The sequence below is a fragment of the Methylotuvimicrobium buryatense genome (assembly GCF_005931095.1).
GTDB classification, from domain to species: Bacteria; Pseudomonadota; Gammaproteobacteria; order Methylococcales; family Methylomonadaceae; genus Methylotuvimicrobium; species Methylotuvimicrobium buryatense.
Window position 1 is genome coordinate 4,460,124 of sequence record NZ_CP035467.1, and the last position, 23,817, is coordinate 4,483,940.

Below are 23,817 nucleotides of genomic sequence, written 5' to 3' on the forward strand. Positions count from 1 at the left end.
TTTAGGCAAAGAGCATTAAGCGACCTCGATTGCTTGGCGCCGCGCTCCCCAATTCCCAGGCTTTTCATTGAAAACGCCGGCGCAACGCGTTCCGCAAAATTTACAACACCCTTTTTCGTCGAGATTCCAGTCGGATAATTGATACCAATCGCGACCGATCAGGAGTTTTCCGCAATGATGACAATAGGTGCTGTCCGCTTCTTTTCGATGCACATTACCGACATAGGCGTAACGGACGCCATTTTTGATGGCAATGTCACGAGCGAGTAGTAGCGACGAAACCGGCGTATGCGGCTTATCCATCATTTTCCAATCGGGATGAAACGCGGTGAAATGCATCGGCACATCGGGGCCTAAGTTTTCGACGACCCATTGCGTCATCGCTTCGAATTCGTTTTCCGAGTCGTTTTCGCCGGGAATGACCAGGGTCGTTAATTCAAACCAAACTGAAGTCTCATGCTTAAGGTAAAGCAGCGTATCGAGCACGGCATCCAAATGACTGCCGGTAATTTTATGATAAAAGTTTTCGGTAAAGGCCTTGAGATCGACATTGGCGGCATCCATATATCGATAAAACTCGGCCCTAGGCTCAGGACACACATAACCGGCCGTCACCGCGACCGATTTGATTCCGAGTTCTCGGCAAGCGATTGCGGTATCGATGGCATATTCATGAAAGATAACCGGATCATTGTAAGTATAAGCGACGCTATCGCAGCCATTTTCCCGCGCCGCTCTAGCAATCGCCTCAGCCGATGCCAAACTCATCAGCGCATCCATCTCGCGCGATTTACTGATATCCCAGTTTTGACAGAATTTACATGCTAGATTGCAACCGGCCGTGCCGAAGGATAGAATTGGCGTGCCCGGTAAAAAATGGTTCAACGGTTTCTTTTCGATCGGATCGATTGCAAAGCCGCTAGACCGGCCGTAGCTGGTCATGACAACTTGACCGTTTTGGTTTTGCCTGACGAAACACAATCCTCGCTGACCCTCATGCAATTTGCAAAATCTAGGACATAGATCGCATTGTACGCGCCCATCCTCTAAGGCATGCCAATAGCGTGTCGTAACGGTGTCTGGGGTAATCAAGTTAGGCATTAGCGCTCTCCCGGAACCAATGAATGTTTTAGCGGGTCAGTGGATTGTAAGCTTTCCGCTATAAAATCCTCTTCATTCCTCTTTTTATACAGGATATTGTCTATGAACAGAAGACCCGCAGTCGCAGGCTTGTTTTATCCTGACGATCCGACTGAGTTGCGAACAATGGTGGATCATTACTTAAATGATGCCGAAACCGAGGCGAAAGTTCCAAAGGCGATTATCGCCCCCCACGCCGGTTACATTTATTCAGGGCCGATTGCCGCCAGCGCCTATGCGAGACTAAAACAGGCCCGCGACAGCATCACGCGAGTCGTGCTGATCGGGCCTTCGCACCGTGTGGCTTTTCGCGGCTTGGCCGTTACCCGCACCGACTACTACACAACGCCATTGGGCAATATAGTTATCGACCGGACTGCGGTCGAAGCATTGATAAAGTTGCCATTCGTCGAATACATCGAACAAGCGCATACCCATGAGCACAGCCTGGAAGTGCATTTGCCTTTCTTGCAGGAAACGTTGGCCGATTTTAAATTAATCCCGATTGTCGCCGGCGATGCTTCGGCCGATCAAGTCAGCCAAGCGCTCGATTTGGTTTGGGGCGGCCCTGAAACCTTGATCGTCATCAGCTCCGACTTAAGCCATTATCACGATTATTTAACTGCGAAAAAACTCGACCAACAAACCAGTACCTTGATCGAGCAAATGCAATACGAAAAGTTGTCGCCCGAGGACGCATGCGGCAAAGTGGCGGTATCCGGATTATTGAAATTGTTGCGACAAAAATCGATGAGTATTAAAGCCGTCGATCTCAGGAATTCCGGCGATACCGCAGGCGATAAAGACCGAGTCGTGGGGTATGGAGCGTATGTCGTTGACTGAACAAGACCGCAGGCGCCTTCTGGATTTAGCCAAGTCATCCATTGCTCATGGCTTAAAGTACGGCAAAGCGCTCAAGATCGATCTAAGCGATTATCCACCCGAATTGACTGTGCCGCGCTCAACATTCGTGACCTTGCAAAAACAAGGACAACTGCGCGGCTGCATCGGCATGCTCGAAGCGATTAGACCCATGGCCGAGGATGTCGCCGAGAATGCTTTCTCCGCAGCATTCAAGGATTACCGATTCCCACCGCTCGAAGCCGACGAACTCGATGCATTGGACATTCATATTTCGATACTGAATCCCGCCGAACCGATTGCATTCACTTCGGAGCAAGATCTAATCGACCAATTGCGCCCTGGTATCGACGGCTTGATTTTAGAAGAAGGCCTCAAACGAGGCACCTTTTTACCTTCGGTATGGGAGTCCTTGCCCGATCCTCGGCAGTTCTTGCAACATCTCAAACAAAAAGCCGGGCTTCCCCCGTATTATTGGTCGGATAGCATTAAGATTTCGCGGTATACTGCCGAAATTATCGATTGATTCAAAGTGGCGAGGAACGATCATGATCGAAGAAAATGCAATCGTGGCAAAAATCGAACATAACCAAGTTTGGGTCGAAAGCAAGCCAAAGCAGGGCTGCGGCGGTTGCCTGCAAAAAAGCTCCTGCTCCACCTCGGTGCTCGATAAGTTTATCAAGAAACGCTCGATCGCCGTCGATTGCGACATCGAGTTAAAAACCGGCGACGAAGTCGTTATCGGAATTAGCGAGGGGATTTTAATCAAGGCCTCGCTATTGCTATATATGCTGCCCTTGGTTGTGATGGTTCTAAGCGGCGCGGTCGCTGAAGCATTTCTGCCTTCCGGATACGAATATGCCGATCTGGTGATTGCCGGCACCGCGATTTCGGCATTATTACTGTCCCTCTGGGCAATCTCCAAGCTGCAGCAATCTTTTTTCTATACCTTTTTTTCGAGACCTGTCGTCATTAGAAGATCAACGGACTGACCTTTGCACCGTTTTAGTACTCGTTGCGAACCTGGTTAGAATCCCATTTGCTATGAAATTGCACGATCTAAAAAGAGCGCGGTTGCTCGAAAGAGTCGCCGGAACCGCGTCTCGTAGCTTTTTCAGGCTTGGTGACGCCGAAAGTCTTATAAAATTGCACGAGATGCGCATTTCGCATGCGTTCAAGCCCCGACATGGACCGCAATTTGCGTCTATTATGTCTACACCTTCCTTTTTACGAATTCGATTTTTATTTTCCATGGAAACACGCTATGCATCCTTTTAAATCCCATCTCAAAGAACTCGACCTTCCGATCAAAGTCTTGTTTACCGGCTATTTAGGCACCGTTGCTGTCGGTTACTTTTTTGCGTTGATACAAATTCTTTTTACGCACGGTATGGCCGACGGCAAGTTCGGGCTATCGATCGACGATATCGTCTACAGTTATTACGGCAACCGCTCGGGTACCTTACTCGAAACCAAGTTAAACGGCTCGATGAAACCCTATGCGACCGAGCAAGAGCGCTTCGCACTGATTCAATGGACACGGGACGGGGCGGAACAATCGGAATATGAATCCAGCGGCTCAAAAAAAATCATCGAAACCAAATGTGTGATGTGTCACAACGCCGATGCGTCGGGAATCCCTAATTACAACGACTTTTCTCAACTGAAAGCCGTGACCGAACAAGACGAAGGCGCTACCTTCGCCTCGTTGATTCGCATATCGCATATCCACTTATTCGGTATTGCTTTTATTTTCATGTTCGTCGGTCTGATTTTTAGTTTTTCCGAAACCGCGTCGGTCGTAATCAAAAGCACCGCAATCGGCATGCCTTACGTATTCTTGATAGCGGACATCATGTCGTGGTGGCTCACTAAGCTGCATCCGATGTTTGCCTGGCTCGTGATTATCGCTGGTATGGGTATGGCCGTGTCGTTCGCATTCATGTGGTTTACATCGATCGCAGAGATGTGGGCATATCGCTACGTCTTCGTCGATGGCTTGGCTGTTTACTATCACAACATCAGGAAGGCATCTGCCAAGAAGTTGTCGCTCGATGAACAGACTTCGATGAGCGCCGTGATTTATCATGCAGCAAAGCAAACCGTCTGCTTTTTCATCGAAAATGGCGTTAAGCCGCTCATCTCGTTCATCAAAAGCAAGATCAATAAATAACCTAACCACCTTATCCGGACGAAAAACGTCTGATTTTTAGGAGTTACGGAATGTCGGCAGCATTGAGTTGCCGACATTCCGTGCTGTTACAGACAGCTCGAAAAAAGAAAGGAAATGCAAATCCTCAAAATCGTTCTGAATCCAAAGCTGATGGGGCAGTAATTCCCGGTTTGAGCATGTTCTCGCAGTTTAGGGCGTGGAGTATACCTGTCAAGGAACGCCATAAATGCTGAATAATGACCGTTTAGCGGTTAAAACACAGCCCCAACCGAGGCTATTCATTATAGATGCTGTCAATTAATTCCTTAAACCAACGGGGACGAAAAACCATAATATACAGCATCAACACTTCTAATATCGGCAACGGTATTATGTGTAAAACAATCAATACCACTAAAAAGGCAATGCAGATAAACAGCCTTGTAAATGAAGCTGATTTATTCATTATTTAGAATCCGGTTATTTTTTATTCCAAAAGTGTAGCCTAATAAAGCCGTCATGCTCTTTCCAGCCCGTTGAACCTGCGTGTCGCTGCCGGGCTTATAATTCGGCCCTGCGCAACAATTGGGCATTCAGCGCCACGATCACCGTGCTGGCCGACATCAGCACCGCGCCGACCGCCGGCGCGAGAAGGATTCCGGCCCATGCCAACGCGCCCGCCGCGAGCGGAATCGCGACGATGTTGTAGCCCGCGGCCCACCACAAATTCTGTACCATCTTACGATAGGTCGCCTTGCTCAGATTGACGATCCTCGACACGTCGCGCGGATCCGAACGGACCAAGACCACATCGCCGGCCTCGACAGCGACATCGGTGCCGGCGCCGATCGCAATACCGACATCGGCGGTCAACAAAGCCGGCGCATCGTTGACGCCGTCTCCGACCATCGCGACGCGCTTGCCTTGAGCCTGAAGCTCTTCGATGCGCTTTACCTTGTCCTCGGGCAACACTTGAGCGAACACCGTGTCGATGTTCAATTCCTTAGCCACGGCATCGGCAACCGCTTGCGAATCGCCGGTCAGCATCGCGACTTCGATGCCGGCATCATGCAACAGGCGCACCGCCTCACCGGAAACGGGACGAATTGCATCGGCGATCGCAAAGACCGCCAAAACCCTATCCCCTTCGACGAGATAAATCGCCGCCCGGCCGGATTCGCCGAAGCGGTCGGCGGCGTCCGCCAGGACTTGGGGCATTTCTCTCTCGAACGTTTTTAGCAAGGCCGGCCCACCCACCTGAAGTTTGCGCCCTTCCACAACAGCCTCCACGCCCCGGCCGGGGATTGCTTGAAAATCCTGGGCCGAGGGCCATTCAATTTCGACTTCTTCGGCGCTCTTGAGCAGGGCTCTCGCAATCGGATGCTCCGAATCGCGTTCGACCGCCGCGGCAAGCCGGAGTGCTTCGTCCGGCTCGACGCCTTCGGCCGTGATCGTTTCGACGACGCGGTGCTCGCCCAAGGTCAGCGTGCCGGTCTTGTCGAACACCACGATATCCAGATTACGCGCCTCCTCCAATCCCCTACGATCGCGCACCAACAATCCACCGCGCGCACCCAATGTCGTCGAAATCGCAATCACGAGCGGCACGGCAAGCCCCAAGGCATGAGGACAGGCGATGACCAATACCGTCACGACCCGCGTCACGGTGAAATCCATCGTCGCGCCGGCCAGCGACCAGGCAATGAATGTCAAGGCGCCCGAGACGATCGCGACCAGCGTCAGATAAAACGCCGCCCGGTCCGCCAAGGCCTGAGCCCGGGAGCGTGAAGTTTGAGCCTGATCGACCAAGCGCATGATGCCGGCCAAAGCGGTCTTATCTCCGGTGCCGGTAACTTCGATGCGCAAGGAGCCTTCACCATTGACCGTGCCTGCAATCACTTCATCGCCCTCGCCTTTCGTCACCGGCTCGGATTCGCCGGTAATCAATGCCTCATTGACCGAACTCTTACCGCTCTTGACGACGCCGTCGGCCGGAACCGCCGCGCCTGGGCGGATCAACAACAAATCGCCGTCTTGCAAGCGGTCAACGGCGACCTCTTCGGTTTTATCTCCGTCGACCAGCCTTAGCGCCGTATCCGGCAGCAACTTCGCCAATTCCTGCAAAGCGCCCTGGGCCTGGAAGATCGAACGCATCTCTATCCAATGTCCCAGCAGCATGATCGCCACCAAAGATGCCAGCTCCCACCACAGCGCATGCCCCTTGAAACCGAACGTGACGGCCAGGCTGTACAAAAAAGCGACGCTGATCGCCAGCGAGATCAAGATCATCATGCCCGGCAGGCGGCTTTGCAATTCGCGCCAGCCGCCTTGCAAAAACACCCAACCGCCGTAAAAATAAACCAGCGTGCCGAAAACGGCCGAAACATACCCCGAACCCGGAAAAGCCGGCGCCGTATACGACAACCAGCGCTGCAGTTCCTCGCTCCAAATCAGCGTTGGGACGGCCAGCACCAACGTCAGCCAAAATTTATCCCGAAACATCTCCACGCTATGGCCTGCGTGCTTGTCGTGTCCGGCATGGTTTTTGTGGGCCGAATGCGAATGGCCGTCGTTTTCATCGGATTTCGAAGCCCCGGCATGAGGCGCCTGATGTTTATGATGCTCGTGCGGATGTTTCATGAATGCAGCCCCTCTTTTGTCTTTGCTTAATGGATGGATTTCCTCAACCCGCCCTCAGCTTCTTCAAAACCGTGCGCAAAATACCGCCGTCCCGGTAATATTGAATTTCGATCGGCGTATCGATGCGGCTGACGGCCTTGAAGGACTTAACGCTCCCGTCCGGAGCGCTGGCGGTCACGTCGACGACTTGTTGGGGAACAGTGTCGTCGGCGATGTCCACCGTAAAAGTTTCGTCGCCCTTCAGCCCGAGACTTTGCGCCGATTCGCCGGACATAAACTGCAACGGCAAAATCCCCATGCCGATCAAATTGCTGCGATGAATTCTTTCGTAACTTTCCGCAATGACGGCCTTGACACCCTGCATGAACGGCCCTTTCGCCGCCCAATCGCGTGACGATCCTGAACCGTATTCCTTGCCCGCCAGAATACAGAGCGGCATACCGGATTCTTTGTACTTCATCGCGGCATCGAAAAAGGTCATTCGTTCGCCGCTGGGATGATGAATCGTAACATTGCCTTCGGCCCCCGGAACCAACAGGTTATGAATACGCACATTCGCAAATGTGCCTCTGCACATCACCTGATCGTTACCCCGGCGCGAACCATAACTATTCCAGTCCTTGCGCTCGACGCCTTTTTCGAGCAGATATAATGCCGCCGGCGAATCAGGCGCTATTTGACCGGCCGGCGAAATATGATCGGTCGTGACCGAATCGCCGAACAGCGCCAACACCCGCATGTCGGCGAGACGGCCGATGGTTTCGGAGCCGCCGCCCAGCCCTTCGAAGAACGGCGGTTTTCTGATATAAGTCGACCGTTCGTTCCATTGATAGCGCTCTGAGCCGGCGACTGCAATCGCCTGCCAGGCCTGGGTACCGGTAAAGACATCGGCATAACGCTCCCGGAACATTTCCGGCGTGACAAATTTTCGGACGACTTCATCGATTTCCTCGGTCGTTGGCCAAATATCTTTCAGGAACACCGGTTTGCCGTCGTTACCTTGACCGATGGAGTCGTTTCTCATATCGACAGCGGTCGATCCCGCCAACGCATAGGCCACCACCAGCGGCGGCGAGGCGAGATAATTGGTTTTGGTGAGCGGATGCACGCGGCCTTCGAAATTCCGGTTGCCGGACAACACCGCAGACACGACCAAGTCATTGTCTACGATGGCCTCTTCCACCGCCGCATCGAGCGGGCCGGAATTGCCGATGCAGGTCGTGCAGCCGTAGCCGACCAGATAAAAACCCAGCGCTTCCAGATAGGGCAGCAGCCCGGATTGCTTCAAATATTCGGTCACCACCTGCGAGCCGGGCGCCAGCGAGGTTTTGACATAATTTTTGACCTTGAGCCCTTTCTCGACGGCTTTCTTCGCGACCAGGCCGGCGCCGAGCATCACGGAGGGATTGCTGGTGTTCGTGCAGGACGTAATCGCGGCGATTACGACGGCGCCGTGCGTGATCGTTTCGCAGGCGCCTTTGTTCGATACCACGCCGCAGCGATCGAGATCGCTTTCGGCAAGGCCCATGCCGCGAATGCCGACCGGCGCGATCAGCGTCTGCCGATAAGTCGGTCCGACTTGACTCAGCGGAATTCGGTCCTGCGGACGTTTTGGGCCGGCCAGCGCCGGCTCGATTTCGCCGAGATCGACTTCCAGCGTGCGGGTAAATTCGGGCTCCGGCGCATCGTCGGTGCGGAATAATCCTTGTAGCTTGGCATAGCGCTCGGTGAGCTCGATTTGTTCGGGACTGCGCCCGGTGAGGCGCATATAGTTCAAAGCCGCCTTATCGACCGGGAAAAAACTCACGGTCGAACCTTGCTCCGGGGCCATGTTGCTGATGGTCGCACGATCCGGAATACTGAGTTGGGACAAACCGGAGCCGTAAAACTCGACGAATTGACCGACAACGCCGAACTGCCTGCACAACTCGGTGATACGCAGCACCAGATCGGTCGCGGTCACGCCAGGCGGCAGCTTTCCGGTCAATTTAATGCCGACCACATCCGGTTCCAGCATGTAAATGGGCTGATCCAGAATGACCGCCTCGGCTTCGATGCCGCCGACGCCCCAGGCCAACACGCCCAAGCCGTTGACCATCGGCGTATGCGAATCGGTGCCGACGCAACTGTCGGGATAGCACAGGTCGCTGTTCTTGTTGTGAAAGACGACTTGAGCCAAATATTCGAGATTGACTTGATGAACGATTCCGGTAGACGGCGGCACCACTCGCAGATTCTGAAAGGCCGATTGACCCCATTTCAGGAATTCATAGCGTTCTTGATTGCGTTGAAACTCGACCGCTTCGTTCATCGGCAAGGCATTGGCTTTGCCGAAATAATCGACCTGCACCGAATGGTCTATCACCAGATCGCAAGGGATAAACGGATTGATTTTTTTCGGATCGCCGCCCAATTCGTTCATCGCATCACGCATCGCGGCCAGATCGACCAAGGCCGGCACGCCGGTAAAGTCCTGCAGGATGACCCGCGCCGGTTTGTAGGGAATTTCCCGCCTGGAACCTTGCGCCTGCCAAGCGGCGAGGCCGAGCACATGGTCTTCGGTGATCGAATAGCCGTCGCAGTTGCGCAACAGACTCTCAAGCAAGATTTTTATCGTTTGCGGCAAGCGGGAAAGATCAGCAGCGCCGGCGGACTCTAAACACGCAAGACGGTAGTAGAACAACGGGCTTGCACGGTCTGGATTCAATAACTGCCGTGCGCCGAAAGGATCGGTTGAATTCATGGTGGATACCCTCCATCGAAGTCGGGAGTTTAATTTTGGTATACCACACTTCTATCGGATATGACACCGCTTTTCGTTATTGATGTCTTCGAAACCCGAATCAACCTGTCACGCATCCGAGCGAAGATATTTTTTGACGATCCGGCTATCCGGCCCTGCAATCCGGGCCACCGCCTCGAAACTTTCCAGCCGATCGTAAGAATCGAATCCGGCATGCCGTTCCAGCGCTTTGAAGTGCTCATCCAGTATCACTTGCATCGCTTCGCGCCGCTCGACAACCGATAAACTGCCGATGTCGATATCTAGTGCTTGGCAGTCCCTGCTCCCCAAGCTGATGAGCGGCGAAATACGGGGAATAATTACCTGACTACACAAAAAACGCATCCTTCGATGACATTTTATGGAGGCCATTATGCTCACGACGGTTGTTTTAGATGATGCATACTCGAAAAAGCTCAAGCTTTAACCAAAATCCAGCCTCATCAAAGAAGCCTTGAAGGCCCTGATTGAACGCGAGAGAGCCTGGCCTGCTTAGGCGGTATTGCCCCTGATTTACAGCCCATCCCGCGCCGGCAAACCGAATTGTAACAATGCCGGTATAGTGGATTCCTCAGTATGGATCGGTCACTTTAAGAAAAAAGTACCGGCGTTAGTCCAGCAATTCCCAATTTGGAGATCAAAAAGGGTGAGGGGTATGCTTGGCGAGGATGTCGGCAGCAGGGGCAGATTTTTGCTCCTCGGCAATTGCTCCTGCATTGCCCTACTACACGCCATCCTTGGCGCTTAGCTGCCGCCAAGCCCCCATGGATGGGTTTACGGCGTTCCTCGACAGGCATACCCCACACCCTAAAATCGGCGAAACTGCTCAAACTGGGAATTGCTGCGCAAATCGGCTTAACTGAGCACCTTTCTGAAGAAGCCTGTTTGTGTCCCACTCGACTACAGCATAAAACTCACCAAACCACCCCAACCAACATAATCGCCGACACCACCAGAACCTTCATACCCCAAGCAATTACGCAATCCGACCGGCGATCCTCCATAATCTCGGCCACCCTGTTCCTGACCTGATCCTGCATGTGAATTTTGCGTTGCATAGCGGCTCTCCACGTTTAAAGGCTTGTTGCTAATGTGCCCGGTAACTGCGCATTTGTCCGACCAAAATACCTTGAATTTGAACTTGTTCGGGCGCATAAATTTGGGTTGTCATCGCTGAATTAGCCGGTATCAACAGCACTTTGCCCGGCGATTGTTCGATATATTTCAACGTCGCTTCGTGATTGTCGATCAACGCCACGACAATTTCCCCGTTGCGTGCGTAATCGCGCTGCTCGATCACCACCCAATCCCCGTCGAAAATGCCGGCTTCTTTCATCGAATCCCCTTTGACTTGCAAGACATAACACGGCTTGTCGCTTTTCAGCAGCGCCGGGACCGGCAGGTAATGCACATCGGCCAATGCTTCGATCGGTTTGCCGGCGGCGATTTTACCGACATAGGGCAAGGCATGTTCGCACGCGGCATAATCCCGCTGCGCCTGGGCCGTCAAACGAATGCCGGTTTGTTTGCTGCCCGAGAACGGTTCGATCAGTCCGGCATCGATCAAGGCGCTGATGTGCTTGTGCAACGATCCGCGCGAAGCCATGCCCAACGATTCGCAGAGCTCATCGAGCGTCGGCGGATAGGCAAAGCGTTCGTAGTTATCGCGCAAAAACTCGAAGATTTGTCGTTGTCGGCGGGTTAATTCAGTCATTGTGTCAACATCATTTGCTTTTGGGATGTCTGGCAGTTTAGCAAAATGCGCCTAAAATGAGAACATAAAGAGAACATAAAAACGCCTTTCGGCTGCTCCGCCTACTCAACCCGCCGTGCTCATTATGCCAACGAATTTCTTTTACGCTGCGCCAAACCCCAAAACTGTGAACCTGCCGTTGTTTTCCGGCAAAGTCTCGGCCGGCTTCCCCTCGCCGGCCGATGATTACATCGAGAAAACGCTGGACCTGAACGAACTGCTGGTGCAAAAGCCCGCCTCGACGTTCTTTGTCCGCGCGCAAGGCGAATCGATGCTCGGCGCCGGCATTCATCCGAACGACATTCTGGTCGTCGATCGTTCGCTGGAACCGGTGCCGGGCAGGATCGTGATTTGCGCACTGAACGGCGAGTTAGTCGTGAAGCACTTGAAGCGCCGGGGCGGTCAGTGGGTTTTAGGCTCGGAAAACCCGGCCTATCGGGATATCGTGTTATGTGAGGAAATGGAACGGTGATTTGGGGCGTGGTGACGAGCGTGATCCATCCGTTGTGATGTCTATGCTGGCGCTATGCGATAGATTGGGGGCTGGTTAATGTTGCGGTATAGGCTCGACTAAATAGTCTAAAATTTGTCCTTTTGTGGTTGGTCACTCAAAACTAGAGTTTTCTGGCTACCAATATGAAAATAAGAGGAATTGATGGCTATCTACCTTAACCCCACATCAGATTCATTACTTTATGATGCCTATGTATCAGCTTTCGAGAACGCGGATGAGATTTTCGTGCTATCCGCATATTTGCGAGATTGGAAAAATTTTGAATTATCAGATGAATGCAAGAATGCAACCTTAATCGTTGGGAAAGACTTTGGAATCACTAGAAAGAAAGCTCTTAGCGATGCATTGATTTGGAAAAATGCGCATGACGATATCTGTCATTTCTTTGTGACTGACAAGATTGATGGGTTTCATCCAAAGATAGTCATGTGGAAACAAGGTGGTGAACGATTCCTCATCATTGGATCGTCGAATTTGACCGTTGCAGCCTTTGAGAGCAATTATGAGGCAAACTTAAAAATAAAAATTGACAAAAAGCGTTATCAGGAAATAAGTAACTGGATCGCGGATATCTTGGGAAGGTCAAGGCCAGTAGATCAAAAATGGATCAATGCATATCCAGAGGCTGCACTTCCTAATCCCCGTCCAAAACCCTCATCAATCAATAATACAATCGGCAGTCTCCACTTGCCGAAGTTTCCTGGGTTAGCCAAAGCTATTGCTGAACGAAAAGAGCGCACCTACGCTTCCGAAGAAATTCGAACTGAGCTTGAACAAGCTGTTAGGGATTGCGCCACGGGGAAAATGGTCCAAGATGATTTTTATTTCTGGCTCATTCAGAACTGGAATGGGGCGAAATGGAAATTCCAAGGAAACGGAATTTTTCGTCATAGCAAAGAAGCAACAAACTGGCAGATGCTATGCGAAACACTCATAAAATGCATCACAGCTAATGGCCACCGTGATGCTGTTGTACAAACAGAATATGACCAACTTGAAAAATCGGGCCAAGCAGAAGTTCGTAAAGCTTTTCTTACAGAAATGCTTTGTCATTTTTTCCCAGAAGATTACCCGCTTTGGAATAAACCAGTCATAACTTGGCTAACTAAAGTTGGTGTCACAAAAAATAGACCGAGAGGCTTAAGTGAAGGTGGAAAATACATTTGGCTTGCCGAACAGCTTCGTACATCAATTAAGAAAAACCCCGATTATCCAGCGACGAACCTAGCTGAATTAGATCATGTCATCTGGGCATACTGTGAATATAAAGGATGGAACAAATAAAATCCCCAGACCACGACGCTTTGAAACGGTCCGATCGTAATCATATTCCTGAGTTTAACTAACCAATAAACCCCTTAACTAGAGATTGAAACGATGAAATTCGACGACATGACGAAAAATGAAAAGAGACTGTTACTGTATCTTGAGACGTGCTCAGTTGACCACGGAGGACTTGTTCACACGCAGCACATGAACAGCGACGACATGCAGATTGCCAAGCAAGCGGTGGAATGAAGCTGGATTCGTGCGTTTTGGTCGGCTTGCAAGCGACTGTCTGCCGATGAGCAGCGGGGCCACGCATTGGTGCGAGTTGTCGGGCGAAGCATGGGTACTGGCTCACACCGAGAGGCGGGAAAGGTACGCACGCATCAACAGCAGACGGAAGTGGCGCACGACCGACGAGAAGCGCACACCAAACAAGCAGCTAAAAACCTTAAGTCAGGCGTTCGAGTAGGAGCTTAACATACGCAATATTCAGAACCAGAAACGCTCCGATTTCAAAGTGACTTCCTTATTAATTAGACTTTTGAGTTAATGAAAGAAATTAGCTGTAATACGCCCGTTCCAAGCCTTTCGGCATAGCCGTCTTCCCGCCCCACCATCAAACCGCATCTTCACCATCGCATCCCCCGGCCTCAACCAAAACTGAACCACCACCTCGCCCCGGATCGCGGTCAGATTCAAATAATCCCGCAAATCCCCGGCCTTCGCATAATGCAGCTTGACCTTAGCCCCGTTCCAGCTCACCGGATGGTAAACCTCCAATTGCGTGACATCGACCACTTTGTCGGTGTCGATGTGCAATTCGCCCAATAGGTAATAATCGTGGTTGGCCTTCAGATTCTCGACCAGCCAACGGAGCGACCGGCCTTTCATGTCGACGCGCAGGGAGATCACGCGCAGCGGCGGCTCGCCCTCGATCAGCACTGCGTCAACCGGGTACAGGTTGTGGTACAGCTGGCTCTTGCCGACCGAGCGGGCTTGGCCCTGGTATTCGACGATCAAGCCCTTTTGCCAGGCGCCGAGCACCGGGCAGGCGCATTCGATGTGCTCCAGCGTCAGGTTGTCGATCGCCTTCAGTTCCAGCGTGTGCCAGGTTAGGCCTTGGACTTTGACGAACTCGCCGTAGGCGATATCGAAATCTTTCAGGATTTGATGCAGTCCGCCGCGCAGGCCCAGATTGCTCATCGAATACAGACCCACGCAGAATACCAGCATCGCGCACAGCACGATCATTTCGGCCTTGCTCCGGAAGGCGAATACCCGAGCCTTCAAACTGCCCTGCTAGGCCATGGCATCGATGCGGATCTGTTGGCGGAACCGGAATTCAACCTCTGTCCGTCGGTTCAGGTGCGGTGTTATGGCGAAGGGAACCTTCGGGCCGGGCCGTTTGTGGTGGTTTTGCCGGATGCGGCGAATGATGATCATTAGACGAGTAACGGCCAGAATCAGACCACCAAATTCAAATCTTGCTTTGAGTCAGTAAATAGTAAGGTACTTTTGTTAAATTCCTTGAGCTGGAACGAGAATAAGAACCAATCTTTACCATTGAACTCCAAGAAATCATGACAAAAAAGCCCTATTTCATGAACCAAGAGACTGACATTCCTTGTATATCAAGCAGACATTGGAAGACTTGCAGCTCGACAGAGATGGTTTATCCACTCAACAAGCCCAGGAACGTCTTAATACCAGTGGTCCGAACCGTTTGCCATCTTCACAACGAGGGGGCCTTTACTTCGTTTTCTGCTAGGAGAAAAGCATGAGCCAAAGAAATCGCTTGCAGTGGACAGTTGCGCTCTTAAGTGGCATTTTGGTTGTCGCTCTAGTCGTGTGGCTCTTTGGCGAGGTTTGGCGCTATGCCGGCGAATACGATAAGAATCCGTCTCACCGCAATTTGAAGAACCAGTTGATGCGTCGAAAGTCAGACTCGATGCAAGATGTCCTCGATGCGATCGTTCGAGGCAGACTCAACCGTGTCAATGCCGCAGCCGTGGAGATGGAAAGGTACGCCGCCGCGATTGATGGCTATCTGTCTACAGACGTCTACGAGAAGCATGGCAAGTCCTTCAATGAAGCCATACACGACCTGAAACGAGCAACTGCACAAAACGATGCAGAACTGACCAAGGAGGCAGCGCTTAGGCTCGAGCGATCCTGCTTGGAATGCCACATGCTGATCAACGCGCACAAGGGCCAACAGGCGCAGGGCAACGAATGAGTGAACGCCAAAAATATGCGAGTAGCTGCTTTTGAATTGAGTAACATATTTGAGTTTGTAGGCAGTGAATTTATCGGATAGCAGGGAAAGATAAAGAATGATCTCGGACGACAAGCACAGCATTATCTTGCCTTCGTTTTTGACGTATTCCTTGCGGTAGATCCAGCGTATTGCGCCATCGATCTTGATGGTGCGGCTATATAGCCTTTCAACGGCCATCTTCATATCGCTCGGTAGCCATTGCTAGAATCCAGCCCTGTGAGGTCAACGATTTCGTTCTAGGCCTTCGGGCACGATATGCGGATCCAGACTTTGTCCCAAGGAAATGATAGCCTGACAAATGGCACATCCTCCCAATTGTTGTCACATTTATTTACGAATACCCGATCGATTTTTCAAAGTATCGACCGTAAATTTGACCGACAATTGTTTCAACTGATGCACAGCACTCAGACACTCTTCGGTATTCTTGGTCAATACGGTTTCGGTGATTTCCAGCTCGATCAATTCTCCTTCAATAAATAAAGGTTTTGGCCATAAACAGCCTCCCTTGTAATATGGGATTCGATACGACAAACCCCATCAATAAGCATGCTTTTTGCTTATTATACCCATCGTAGATCAAAATTCGGCACCGGGGTGCACGTCAAAGGACGCCGTGAATACGTCCCCGTAGGCTCTATGCCAGCTCCATGCTGGCAAAGCCTTTGCCGAGCACCCCGGCGGCGCCTCAGGCACTGCCGAAATTTGAAGTGCGAAAGGTATACTTTCAGCAGCATTCCAAAATAGTGCGGCAAATGTGATATTGTTGTGCTACGCGGACGTATTCACCCAGCACCTAAATTTCATAGCCTGTTGGCTATGCAATGGTTAACTGCCTTGGTTAATTTAGGCGCTTGACCTGTCAAGCGAGTAACCGAACCCTAGGCTAAGCTCCATAGTACCGGAAATTATTTGTCGCAAACCCCTAATGAATAAAAGCCGATTCGATACGACCATCATAAACACCATCAATTAGGTATGTTTTTTGCGTGCCAGTTTCAGCAGCAGCATTCCAAAATAGTCCGGCAAATCTGCTATTGTTGTGCTGAATGAAGCCTAATTAATCGACCAAAAAAACATTGCCAATTAGATTCAATTGGAATACTGTTTTAACGAAGGATAAATCGGAAAGTCACTCTGAAATTCCTATCCATAATCCCACCAAGCGATACCGTCATGGAAAATAGAAACAAGCAATTCAAATATCCAGGAACAAGGGTAGCCATGGATGGCAATACAGTAGCCATCATGTGCGAACGCGAATCCTCGGATGCCGCAGGCGCCTATCCCATCACACCGTCCACCCAAATGGGCGAATACTGGGCTGAAGAGGCGGCCAAAGGACATTTGAACATTTCCGACCGTCCTCTCATCTTTATTGAGCCGGAAGGAGAGCATGCCGCGGCTGCCGTGACGGCCGGATTGTCCATGACAGGCTTGAGGTCCACCAATTTTTCCTCCGGTCAGGGTATTGCCTACATGCACGAATCGCTCTATGCCGCTGTAGGAAAAAGGCTGACCTATGTCTTGAACATAGGCGCAAGAGCCATGACCAAAGCCACTCTCAATGTGCATGCGGGACATGACGATTATCATGCGATTGACGATACCGGTTTTTTTCAGCTTTTTGCCAAAAAAGCCCAGCATGTGGCCGACCTGAATATCATTTCCCACAGGATTGCCGAATTAGCCTTGAATCCGGGCGTGATCGCCCAAGACGGCTTTTTGACGACCCATCTGATCGAGTCTCTTTTATTGCCGGAGCGGGAGTTGATCAAGGAGTATCTGGGTAGACCGGACGACATCATCGATACCCCCACTCCGGCTCAAAGAATTATTTATGGGGAAAAAAGAAGACGTATTCCTGAAGTGTGGGATGTGGACAATCCTATGATGGCCGGACTCGTGCAGAACCAGGACGCTTACATGCAAAGTGTCGCCGCTCAGCGCCCTTTCTTTTTCGACCATATCAAAGAACTGACCGACCAGGCTTTCGAGGAATATTATCAATTAACGGGGCGTCGTTACGCACGCGTCATGACCTATAAAGTCGACGACGCCGATTACCTGATTCTAGGTCAGGGCAGCGTAGTCTCTAGCGCCGAAGCGGTGGCGGATTACTTAAGAAAAACTCGCGGTTTGAAAGTCGGCGTGGTGGATTTGGTAATGTTCAGACCCTTCCCGGCGGATCTTTTGGGAAAAGTTTTAAAAGGCCGAAAAGGCGTCGCCATTTTGGAAAGGCTGGATCAGCCGTTAGCGGAAGATCCTCCTATCATGCGTGAAACCCGTGCGGTAATTACTAAATGTATCGAAAACGGCACGCACAAGAAAAATATTCCGTACCCGGACTTGTCTTCCTATTCATTCAGCGAAATGCCGCCTTTATATTCGGGCTCTTTCGGCATGGGCAGCCGCGATCTTCAACCGGAAGGCATTATTGGCGCGATAGAAAACATGCTACCTAACGGCAAGCATAAAAAACGCTTTTATTTGTCGATCGACTTTATCCGGGAACATGCCTTCACGCCCAAACAAAGAGCCCATCAAGAAGCCATTCAAGAAGCTTATCCGAATGTGAAGGAATTGGCCGTGCGCGGTTCTGAAAACCCAAACCTAATGCCGCCGGGCGCCATTACGGTAAGGTTTCACTCGGTCGGCGGTTGGGGTGCCATCACGACGGGTAAAAACCTGGCGATGACGCTGTTCGATCTTTTGGGCTACGACATTAAAGCCAATCCCAAATACGGCTCGGAGAAAAAAGGACAACCGACCACTTACTATCTTGCCGCCGCGCCCGAACCGATCAATATCAATTGCGAATATTATTTCGTCGATGTGGTGCTATCGCCTGACCCGAATGTTTTCAAGCATACCAATGCCTTGGCGGGTCTCAAAAAAGGCGGAACTTTCATCATTCAAAGCGAGCGGAAAACCGCCGATGAAGTTTGGGCCGACATACCGGTACATTACCAAAAGATGATCATCGACAATGACATCCGGGTCTTTTATGTCGATGGATTCAAAATCGCAAGAGAAGAAGCGACCGATCCGGAATTACAGCTCAGAATGCAAGGCATTGCTTTTCAGGGGGCTTTCTTCTCCGCATCGCCTTTGATGGAAAAATCCGGACTCAGCGATGTCGCGCTGTTGAAAGCGATAGAAGAACAATTGCAACACAAGTTCGGCAGCAAAGGTCAGCGGGTCGTCGATGACAACATGCGCGTCGTGAAGCGCGGATTCGATGAAGTCCATGAAATCAAAAACAAAGTCTTAGGCGCTCAAGCCGAGAAAACCAGCGGACAATTGATCGCGCCGATTCCAAGTCTACTGAAAACCACCCCGCAGAGTGAATCCAAACTCAGCGATATTCACCGTTTTTGGGAGCAGACCGGTAATTTCTATCTCACCGGCCAAGGCAACGATAATCTAACAGACCCCTTTATCGGTTTGAGCGTGATGCCGGCAACGACATCGCTGTTCAGGGATATGACCGGCATTCGCTTTGAGCATCCGGAATGGGTGGCCGATAATTGCACGGCTTGCGGCAACTGTTACACGGTTTGCCCAGACACGGCCATTCCCGGCTTGGTCAGCGAATTATCGGATGTGCTCGATACGGTTTTGAAACGGGTGAAACGGAAACACGACAAACTCGAATTTCTTCCTAAAACCGTCAAACAACTGGAACCCAAAATTCGTGCGCTTTTCAATGAGCCGCACGAGGGGGTCACCGTGAACAACATGGTCAATGAAGCCATCGATGCGGCTATCGAACAAGAATCGAAGGACTCATTGCTCGCTACCGAACTGCAATGGTTCAGGGACGAACTCGGCGATTTCCAGTTTTCGCTGACTCGGCCCTACTATGACCTGCACGAAAAGAAAGCAGCCAATAGCGGGGGCTTATTCAGCATCACTGTCAATCCTACGACCTGTAAAGGCTGTATGGAATGCGTCAAGGTATGCGATGACGACGCATTGAGGGTAGTCAAACAAACCGATGAATCGATTGCAAAATTGAGAGAGGAATGGGGCTTTTGGAGCGACCTTCCGAATACTCCGAAAAAATTTCATCGCGTTGACGACCTGGAAGAAAAAATAGGTCCTCTGGAAACCATCTTGTTGGATAAAGGGGCCTATCAAAGCTTTGCCAGTGGCGACGGGGCCTGTTTGGGTTGCTCCGAGAAGTCGGTCGTTCATCTATTCATGGCCACGGTGGAATCCCTGATGATTCCACGGGTCGAAAAACATGTGGCTTATCTTCAGGATCTGATTGAAAAGCTGGAGAAACATGTTCAACTCAAGTTGATGAACACGATGAACGTCACGGACACCGACATGATGTCCAAGATTGTCGCCGAAATGCAGGGCGGGGACCTGACCATGTCCGGGATTGCCCGTAGACTGGAGCATGAAAAAGGTTCTTCCCCGATCGACCAGGAATGGTTGACCGAAACAACGCAAACCATTGCCGGTTTGAAACACTTGCATTGGAAATATACCAACGGAGTCACCGGAAAAGGCCGCTCGACGATGGGCATGACCAATGCGACGGGCTGTACCTCGGTATGGGGCAGTACTTATCCGTACAATCCCTATCCGTTCCCTTGGGCGAATCACCTGTTCCAAGACAGCACTTCCTTGGCCATGGGGATTTTTGAAGGTCATATGGCCAAAATGGCCGACGGATTCAAATTGATACGTAAAGCCGAATTGGAATTGACCGGAAATTACAATCCCCGCGATCATAACGAATTCTTCAGCTATTTCAATTGGGAACAGTTTTCCGACCAAGAGTGGAAGTTGTGTCCGCCTGTCGTTGCGTTGGGCGGCGACGGCGCGATGTACGACATCGGTTTCCAAAATCTTTCGCGCATGATGGCCTCGGGCAAACCCATTAAAGTAGTGGTCGTCGATACCCAAGTCTATTCCAATACCGGCGGCCAAGCTTGTACTTCGGGTTTTGTCGGTCAAGTCTCCGACATGGCGCAATTCGGCAAAGTCGGGAAAGGCAAATCCGAACCGAGAAAAGAAATAGGCTTGATCGGCATGGCGCACAGAAATACCTATGTCATGCAAGCCACGTTGGCCAACACCAGCCACATGATCGAAGGCTTCATCGATGGCTTGATGACGAAAAGACCCGCGCTGTTCAATCTGTACACTACCTGCCAACCCGAGCACGGCGTTGGTGACGACATGGGCTTCAATCAGGCTAAACTGGCCGTCGAATCCAGAGCCTATCCAATCTTCCGCTATGATCCGGACAAAGGCGTGACGCCTCAAGAAGCATTCGACTTGGAAGGGAATCCGGCCATGGATAAACATTGGCCGACCTATACGCTGAAATACCAGGAAGGCGGTAGACAAAAATCGATGGAAGTTGCGATGACCTTTGCTGATTTCGCCTTGACCGAAGCAAGATTCAGAAAACACTTCAGAAAAGCGCCTCGCGATACCTGGAATGAAAATATGGTGGTTTTGTCCGAGTTTCTAAAATTGGACGAATCCGAAAGAGAAGGAAAATTTCCGTTCATTTGGGCGGTGGACAGAAAACAGCTGCTCAGCCGGGTTTTGGTATCCAAAACGATGGTACTGTCCTGTGAGGAAAGAAGGGATTTCTGGATCATGCTGAAAGCCATTGCCGGCATCAAAGATGAAAAAGCAACGCCGGTGGAAGATTTAGAAAGCAAAATCCGAGCAGAAGTCGTCGGCAAGATTGCCAAGGGCTTGATGAAGCTAGCCGGTGATGAGGGTGCCGGCATCATGGATTTTGCGTTAGGCGAAACCGACACAGAAGCCTCGGCAGGCGCAGCGGCCGAAGTCAAAGCGGATAGCATGGCGCCTTGGCTTGAAACGGAGAATTGCACGGCCTGTGACGAGTGCATCAACCTGAACCCCAATATCTTCGCTTACAACAACGATAAAAAGGCCTTTATCAAAGATGCCAATGCCGGACCTTACAGCGATTTGGTCAAGGCGGCTGAAAAATGTACCGCCGGCGTGATCCATCCGGGACTGCCTGCCGATAGAAGTGCCGCCGATATCGAGAAATGGATCAAAAGAGGCGAAAAATTTAATTGATGCCGTGTTGAAATTTTCTTCAAATACTTTCAAGCATGGGGTACATCCCCCGGAACACAAGGAGGACACGAACAAACTGCCCGTCCGGCAGTTTCCGTTTCCTCCGTTGATTGTCCTTCCGATGCAGCAACATATAGGCAAGCCGGCTCAGGTTATCGTACGCGAAGGCCAGGAGGTCGCGAGGGGACAGATGCTGGCCAAGGCCGACGGCTATCTGTCGGTTCCGATGCATGCTCCGGTTTCCGGTATTGTCAGGAAAATCGCCAACGTCCCGGTCATCGGAGGTCAAAAGGCAAGCGGCATTTATCTTGAAACTTTCCCTTTTTCCGGACAAGAAGTCGTGGAAGGCGCACCTGTTCCCTTGTCGGCAAGTCCGGAAGCCATTTTACAAGGCATCCAGGATGCCGGTATTGTGGGCTTAGGCGGGGCCGCATTCCCGACCCACGTCAAGTTGAAAATCCCAGAGGGTAAATTCTGCGAGCACTTGATCATCAACGGGATCGAATGCGAGCCTTATCTGACCACCGATCATCGAGTCATGCTCGAACAGGCCGATGATATTTTCACCGGCATTCGGTATCTTCTCAGAGTCACCGACGCCAAGCAGGTCATCATCGGCATCGAAGCCAACAAAAAAGATGCCGCCGATCATTTAGCCGACCGGATTCCTGACGATTTGCCGGTAAAAGTCAAAGTCGTACCGGTCAAATACCCTCAGGGCGCCGAGAAAATGCTGATTACGGCTTTGCTCGGCAAAGAGGTTCCTTCAGGCGGTTTTCCGATCGATGTTCATGCCGTAGCGGTCAATGTCGCCACGACGGCCGAAATCGGAAGATTATTGCCCCATGGCCGTGGCATTCAGGAAAGAGTGGTCACAATTACCGGCCCCGGAATCAAGAAAAAAGGCAATTATCTAATACCGATCGGGACGCCGCTACGCTTTGTATTGGAACACGTCGGAGCCGCAGAAAACCTCAGCGAAGTCTATATGGGCGGGCCAATGATGGGCGTTTCGGCCTCCGACTTGGATCTATCGATTGTCAAAGGCACATCCGGCATCGTGGTGTTCGGCGATGAAAATGTCAAAAGAAGCGACAAAATCTATCCGTGTATCAAATGCGGGGCCTGTGTCGATGCCTGTCCGATTTCCCTGAATCCTTCGCGATTGGGCATCTTGGCAAAATCCGAAGCTTACGACACGATGGCCGAGGAGTACCACCTAATGGATTGTTTCGAATGCGGCTCTTGTTCCTATGTGTGCCCATCCAATATTCCTTTGGTGCAATATTTCAGAGTCGCCAAAGGAATCGTTAGAAAAAGAAAATCGGCGGTTGCCCATGTTTAGCAAAACCCTACGTATCAGCAGTTCGCCCCATATCAACAAAGGGGTCGGCGTCGATGTGATCATGCGCAACGTGGTCTATGCGCTTCTGCCGGTTGCGGCTTTTGCCGTTTATGCCTTCGGTATCAATGCGCTTTTGGTGATTCTCACCTCCCTGATTGCTTGCGTACTGACCGAGCATCTGTTGAATAAATTTTCCAACCGGCCGAGCACGATTGCCGACGGCTCGGCGGTGATTACCGGTTTGCTGTTGGGATTGACGTTACCGCCGATTTTTCCATTATGGATGACCTTCATCGGCGGAGTATTGGCAATTGCCTTGGGAAAATTCGTTTTTGGCGGCCTGGGCTACAATGCCTTTAACCCGGCTTTGGTCGGAAGAGCCATTCTACAAGCCGCCTTTCCAGTCGCGATCACGACTTGGCATCCGGCTTTTTTGGCGGACAGATTTACCCGTGTGTCCGAGTCGGTGCTAACTTTTCCGTTTGCAAAACCTGTCGTCGACGGCATATCGGGCGCCACGCCGCTTTCTGCTTTTAAGTTCGATCAAGTTACCACGGAAAGCGCGGATTTGGCCTTGGGGCTTGTCAGCGGATCGATCGGAGAAACATCGTCCGTGTTGATCGCATTGGGCGGACTCTATTTAATTGCCCGCAAGATGATGAACTGGCGCATTCCTGTCGCTATTTTAGGCTCTGTTTATGTTTTAAGCGGCATTTTGTATTGGATTAATCCGGAAATCTACCCTTCTCCGGAATTTATGCTTTTCTCCGGCGGCTTGATGCTGGGGGCGGTATTCATGGCCACCGATATGGTAGGTTCCCCGATAACGTCATTGGGCGTCGTGATTTATGGCATCTTCATCGGGCTGCTTGTGGTCGTTATTCGTATTTGGGGCGGTTTGCCCGAGGGCGTGATGTACGCTATTTTATTGGGAAACGCGCTGTCTCCACACATCGACCGACTCATCCGTCCTAGAGTTTACGGGACCTGAAAGGTAAA

At 51.2% G+C, this 23,817-nt stretch carries 20 protein-coding genes and 1 pseudogene; 12 read left to right on the plus strand and 9 right to left on the minus strand.

Annotation, left to right across the window (positions count from 1 at the left end):
- Positions 1 to 15: 15 nt before the first annotated feature.
- Positions 16 to 1,101, minus strand: coding sequence for an AmmeMemoRadiSam system radical SAM enzyme (gene amrS / locus EQU24_RS19845; RefSeq protein ID WP_026130303.1), 1,086 nt, complete (start codon positions 1,099 to 1,101; stop codon positions 16 to 18).
- A 102-nt stretch (positions 1,102 to 1,203) separates the two neighbouring features.
- Between amrS and amrB the strand changes: the two genes are divergently transcribed.
- The 4 genes from amrB to EQU24_RS19865 all read left to right on the plus strand — a co-directional run bounded on the left by amrB (position 1,204) and on the right by EQU24_RS19865 (position 4,174).
- On the plus strand, positions 1,204 to 1,983 hold the full coding sequence (amrB, locus tag EQU24_RS19850) for an AmmeMemoRadiSam system protein B (RefSeq protein WP_017841888.1): 780 nt from the start codon (positions 1,204 to 1,206) through the stop codon (positions 1,981 to 1,983).
- The gene (gene amrA, locus EQU24_RS19855) at positions 1,970 to 2,527 is read left to right on the plus strand and encodes an AmmeMemoRadiSam system protein A (protein ID WP_017841887.1); all 558 of its coding nucleotides are present in this window, start codon (positions 1,970 to 1,972) and stop codon (positions 2,525 to 2,527) included. Before amrB ends, amrA begins: the two co-directional genes overlap by 14 nt.
- A gap of 22 nt (positions 2,528 to 2,549) precedes the next feature.
- On the plus strand, positions 2,550 to 2,993 hold the full coding sequence (locus EQU24_RS19860; protein ID WP_017841886.1) for a SoxR reducing system RseC family protein: 444 nt from the start codon (positions 2,550 to 2,552) through the stop codon (positions 2,991 to 2,993).
- 272 nt (positions 2,994 to 3,265) lie between these two features.
- Complete coding sequence (locus EQU24_RS19865; protein WP_235726425.1) at positions 3,266 to 4,174, plus strand: hypothetical protein; 909 nt, start codon at positions 3,266 to 3,268, stop codon at positions 4,172 to 4,174.
- A 540-nt stretch (positions 4,175 to 4,714) separates the two neighbouring features.
- On the opposite strand, the gene EQU24_RS19870 is transcribed toward EQU24_RS19865, so the two are convergent.
- The 5 genes from EQU24_RS19870 to lexA all read right to left on the minus strand — a co-directional run bounded on the left by EQU24_RS19870 (position 4,715) and on the right by lexA (position 11,289).
- On the minus strand, positions 4,715 to 6,793 hold the full coding sequence (locus EQU24_RS19870) for a heavy metal translocating P-type ATPase (RefSeq protein ID WP_017841882.1): 2,079 nt from the start codon (positions 6,791 to 6,793) through the stop codon (positions 4,715 to 4,717).
- Between the two features lie 43 nt (positions 6,794 to 6,836).
- Positions 6,837 to 9,536 carry an aconitate hydratase AcnA gene (gene acnA, locus EQU24_RS19875; protein WP_017841881.1) on the minus strand — a complete coding sequence of 900 codons (2,700 nt, stop codon included), beginning with the start codon at positions 9,534 to 9,536 and terminating at the stop codon, positions 6,837 to 6,839.
- Positions 9,537 to 9,644: 108 nt separating this feature from the next.
- A complete protein-coding gene (locus EQU24_RS19880) occupies positions 9,645 to 9,947 on the minus strand; it encodes a hypothetical protein (protein WP_138767238.1) in 303 nt (100 codons plus the stop codon).
- A 542-nt stretch (positions 9,948 to 10,489) separates the two neighbouring features.
- Positions 10,490 to 10,633: a hypothetical protein gene (locus EQU24_RS22590; protein ID WP_017841219.1), complete on the minus strand. Its 144-nt coding sequence runs from the start codon at positions 10,631 to 10,633 to the stop codon at positions 10,490 to 10,492.
- 29 nt (positions 10,634 to 10,662) lie between these two features.
- Positions 10,663 to 11,289: a transcriptional repressor LexA gene (gene lexA, locus EQU24_RS19890; RefSeq protein WP_017841879.1), complete on the minus strand. Its 627-nt coding sequence runs from the start codon at positions 11,287 to 11,289 to the stop codon at positions 10,663 to 10,665.
- Positions 11,290 to 11,413: 124 nt separating this feature from the next.
- Here lexA and EQU24_RS19895 point away from each other — a divergent pair, with 124 nt between their 5' ends.
- From EQU24_RS19895 to EQU24_RS22595, 3 genes are all read left to right on the plus strand, one after another.
- Positions 11,414 to 11,800 carry a LexA family protein gene (locus EQU24_RS19895; RefSeq protein ID WP_425272078.1) on the plus strand — a complete coding sequence of 129 codons (387 nt, stop codon included), beginning with the start codon at positions 11,414 to 11,416 and terminating at the stop codon, positions 11,798 to 11,800.
- A 183-nt stretch (positions 11,801 to 11,983) separates the two neighbouring features.
- The gene (locus tag EQU24_RS19900) at positions 11,984 to 13,126 is read left to right on the plus strand and encodes a phospholipase D family protein (protein WP_017841877.1); all 1,143 of its coding nucleotides are present in this window, start codon (positions 11,984 to 11,986) and stop codon (positions 13,124 to 13,126) included.
- A 93-nt stretch (positions 13,127 to 13,219) separates the two neighbouring features.
- Positions 13,220 to 13,360 carry a hypothetical protein gene (locus EQU24_RS22595; RefSeq protein WP_017841876.1) on the plus strand — a complete coding sequence of 47 codons (141 nt, stop codon included), beginning with the start codon at positions 13,220 to 13,222 and terminating at the stop codon, positions 13,358 to 13,360.
- Between the two features lie 297 nt (positions 13,361 to 13,657).
- On the opposite strand, the gene EQU24_RS19905 is transcribed toward EQU24_RS22595, so the two are convergent.
- On the minus strand, positions 13,658 to 14,362 hold the full coding sequence (locus EQU24_RS19905; RefSeq protein WP_017841875.1) for a hypothetical protein: 705 nt from the start codon (positions 14,360 to 14,362) through the stop codon (positions 13,658 to 13,660).
- A gap of 373 nt (positions 14,363 to 14,735) precedes the next feature.
- Between EQU24_RS19905 and EQU24_RS23495 the strand changes: the two genes are divergently transcribed.
- Positions 14,736 to 14,879, plus strand: coding sequence for a cation-transporting P-type ATPase (locus tag EQU24_RS23495; protein ID WP_083877778.1), 144 nt, complete (start codon positions 14,736 to 14,738; stop codon positions 14,877 to 14,879).
- Positions 14,880 to 14,888: 9 nt separating this feature from the next.
- Positions 14,889 to 15,347 (plus strand): hypothetical protein, encoded by a 459-nt coding sequence (locus EQU24_RS23115; protein ID WP_017841874.1) that lies wholly within the window; start codon positions 14,889 to 14,891, stop codon positions 15,345 to 15,347.
- 30 nt (positions 15,348 to 15,377) lie between these two features.
- On the opposite strand, the pseudogene EQU24_RS23500 reads toward EQU24_RS23115, so the two are convergent.
- Positions 15,378 to 15,572: pseudogene (locus tag EQU24_RS23500) on the minus strand (RepB family plasmid replication initiator protein); the annotation flags it as partial.
- A gap of 144 nt (positions 15,573 to 15,716) precedes the next feature.
- Entirely contained in the window at positions 15,717 to 15,854 is a 138-nt protein-coding gene (locus EQU24_RS22600) for a hypothetical protein (protein WP_017841873.1), read from the minus strand.
- A 711-nt stretch (positions 15,855 to 16,565) separates the two neighbouring features.
- On the opposite strand from EQU24_RS22600, the gene EQU24_RS19930 reads away from it, so the two are divergent.
- Genes EQU24_RS19930 through EQU24_RS19940 form a run of 3 tightly spaced genes read left to right on the plus strand, consistent with a single transcriptional unit; the run spans position 16,566 to position 23,809 of the window.
- Positions 16,566 to 21,473 (plus strand): 2-oxoacid:acceptor oxidoreductase family protein, encoded by a 4,908-nt coding sequence (locus EQU24_RS19930; protein ID WP_026130302.1) that lies wholly within the window; start codon positions 16,566 to 16,568, stop codon positions 21,471 to 21,473.
- A 4-nt stretch (positions 21,474 to 21,477) separates the two neighbouring features.
- Positions 21,478 to 22,818: an electron transport complex subunit RsxC gene (gene rsxC, locus EQU24_RS19935; protein ID WP_026130301.1), complete on the plus strand. Its 1,341-nt coding sequence runs from the start codon at positions 21,478 to 21,480 to the stop codon at positions 22,816 to 22,818.
- Complete coding sequence (locus EQU24_RS19940) at positions 22,811 to 23,809, plus strand: RnfABCDGE type electron transport complex subunit D (RefSeq protein WP_017841870.1); 999 nt, start codon at positions 22,811 to 22,813, stop codon at positions 23,807 to 23,809. Before rsxC ends, EQU24_RS19940 begins: the two co-directional genes overlap by 8 nt.
- Positions 23,810 to 23,817: the final 8 nt, after the last annotated feature.

Excerpts from the sequence above, each read along its gene's own strand:
- amrS (WP_026130303.1), bottom strand. The coding sequence starts at position 1,101 with ATGCCTAACTTGATTACCCCAGACACCGTTACGACACGCTATTGGCAT.
- amrB (WP_017841888.1), top strand. The coding sequence starts at position 1,204 with ATGAACAGAAGACCCGCAGTCGCAGGCTTGTTTTATCCTGACGATCCG.
- amrA (WP_017841887.1), top strand. The coding sequence starts at position 1,970 with ATGTCGTTGACTGAACAAGACCGCAGGCGCCTTCTGGATTTAGCCAAG.
- EQU24_RS19860 (WP_017841886.1), top strand. The coding sequence starts at position 2,550 with ATGATCGAAGAAAATGCAATCGTGGCAAAAATCGAACATAACCAAGTT.
- EQU24_RS19865 (WP_235726425.1), top strand. The coding sequence starts at position 3,266 with ATGCATCCTTTTAAATCCCATCTCAAAGAACTCGACCTTCCGATCAAA.
- EQU24_RS19870 (WP_017841882.1), bottom strand. The coding sequence starts at position 6,793 with ATGAAACATCCGCACGAGCATCATAAACATCAGGCGCCTCATGCCGGG.
- acnA (WP_017841881.1), bottom strand. The coding sequence starts at position 9,536 with ATGAATTCAACCGATCCTTTCGGCGCACGGCAGTTATTGAATCCAGAC.
- EQU24_RS19880 (WP_138767238.1), bottom strand. The coding sequence starts at position 9,947 with ATGGCCTCCATAAAATGTCATCGAAGGATGCGTTTTTTGTGTAGTCAG.
- EQU24_RS22590 (WP_017841219.1), bottom strand. The coding sequence starts at position 10,633 with ATGCAACGCAAAATTCACATGCAGGATCAGGTCAGGAACAGGGTGGCC.
- lexA (WP_017841879.1), bottom strand. The coding sequence starts at position 11,289 with ATGACTGAATTAACCCGCCGACAACGACAAATCTTCGAGTTTTTGCGC.
- EQU24_RS19895 (WP_425272078.1), top strand. The coding sequence starts at position 11,414 with ATGCCAACGAATTTCTTTTACGCTGCGCCAAACCCCAAAACTGTGAAC.
- EQU24_RS19900 (WP_017841877.1), top strand. The coding sequence starts at position 11,984 with ATGGCTATCTACCTTAACCCCACATCAGATTCATTACTTTATGATGCC.
- EQU24_RS22595 (WP_017841876.1), top strand. The coding sequence starts at position 13,220 with ATGAAATTCGACGACATGACGAAAAATGAAAAGAGACTGTTACTGTAT.
- EQU24_RS19905 (WP_017841875.1), bottom strand. The coding sequence starts at position 14,362 with ATGATCGTGCTGTGCGCGATGCTGGTATTCTGCGTGGGTCTGTATTCG.
- EQU24_RS23115 (WP_017841874.1), top strand. The coding sequence starts at position 14,889 with ATGAGCCAAAGAAATCGCTTGCAGTGGACAGTTGCGCTCTTAAGTGGC.
- EQU24_RS19930 (WP_026130302.1), top strand. The coding sequence starts at position 16,566 with ATGGAAAATAGAAACAAGCAATTCAAATATCCAGGAACAAGGGTAGCC.
- EQU24_RS19940 (WP_017841870.1), top strand. The coding sequence starts at position 22,811 with ATGTTTAGCAAAACCCTACGTATCAGCAGTTCGCCCCATATCAACAAA.